The sequence below is a fragment of the Nguyenibacter vanlangensis genome, assembly GCF_013376155.1.
GTDB lineage: Bacteria > Pseudomonadota > Alphaproteobacteria > Acetobacterales > Acetobacteraceae > Gluconacetobacter > Gluconacetobacter vanlangensis.
In genome coordinates this window covers 1-1311 of sequence record NZ_JABXXP010000748.1, presented here as the reverse complement: position 1 = coordinate 1311, position 1311 = coordinate 1, and the positions used below count along the sequence as shown (strand labels likewise).

Annotated in this window: 2 protein-coding genes; both read left to right on the top strand. The window is 71.5% G+C overall.

Translation table 11 applies throughout. From position 1 onward, the window contains the following. Positions 1–556, top strand: a 556-nt coding sequence (locus tag HUK84_RS18670; RefSeq protein ID WP_176641562.1) for an ATP-binding cassette domain-containing protein, incomplete at its 5' end; no start/stop codon positions are given. Continuing rightward, positions 553–1311 (top strand): ABC transporter permease (locus HUK84_RS18665; RefSeq protein WP_176641561.1); only part of this gene is annotated, 759 nt, incomplete at its 3' end. The genes HUK84_RS18670 and HUK84_RS18665, both read left to right, overlap by 4 nt.

The following is a 1311-nucleotide window of genomic DNA, read 5'->3' as shown; positions in this document are numbered from 1 at the left end:
GGGCATACTGGACCAGCCGGTGCGCCAGCTCTCGCTGGGCCAGCGCATGCGTGCCGAACTGGCGGCCGCCCTGCTGCACGCGCCGCCGCTGCTGATCCTGGACGAACCCACGATCGGCCTGGACGCGCCGTCGAAGCTGGCGGTGCGCGCCTTCATCCACGACCTCAACCGGCAGGAGGGGACGACCGTCCTGCTGACCACCCATGACATGCACGACATCGAGGCGCTGGCCCGGCGCGTCATCGTCATCGGCCATGGGCGGGTGCTGGCCGACAGCCCGTTCGAGACCCTGCGCGCCACCACCCTGTCGGGCCGGCGGCTGGTCGCCAGCTTCGACGGGACGGTGCCCCCGATCGCGCTGCCGGACGGCGTGACCCGCCTGTCGGACGGCGACGGCGTGCTGGAACTGGATTTCGACCCTGCCCGCGTCCCGGCCGCCGAACTGGTCCGGCTGCTGGACGCGGCCGGGGGCATGCTGGCCGACATCAGCATCGCCCGCCCGTCGATCGAAGACGTGATCAGCCGCTTCTACGAACGCCACGGCGCCGCGGAATGATGGCCGCACGCCCCTATCTGGCCGCCTTTCGCGCCCGCTGGCAGGTGACGACGCGCCACCGCGCCGCGGCACTGGCCGGCTTCGTCACCCAATGCTGGTGGGGGGCGGTCAATATCATGATCTATGCCGCCTTCTATGCCGGGTATGGGGGAACGGGCCACGGGCCGTTCACCCTGCGCCAGACCGTTACCTATGTCTGGATCATGCAGGGCGCGCTGGCCCTGATGCCGTGGGGGTGCGATCCGGATATCGCGCTGGCCGTGCGCAGCGGCGCGGTGTCGCACGACCTGCTGCGTCCGGTGGATATCTGGTGGTGGTGGTTCTGCCGCGCCGCCGCGCGCATCCTCGGGCGGCTGGTGCCGCGCGCGGTGCTGATGGCGGGCTTCGCCGGGCTGGCGCTGAAGCTGGCCGGGCTGGATGCATGGGCGCTGCACGCGCCGGCTTCGGCCGCCGACGAGGTCCTCTTCACCCTGTCGATCCTGCTGGGCCTGGCGCTTTCGGCGGGCATCACCGTGCTGCTGAACATCGTGACGGTGCGCACCCTCTCGCCGCTGGGGGCGAACGCGGTCATCACGCCGCTGTCGCTGATCCTGTCGGGCAACATGCTGCCGCTGGCCCTGTTTCCGGACAAGGCGCAGGCGCTGCTTCTGCTGCAGCCCTTCGCCGGGCTGGGCGACCTGCCCTGCCGGTTCTGGCTGGGCACATTGCACGGCCCGCGCGCGGCCATGGCCCTGGGCCAGCAGGCCGCCTGGGTC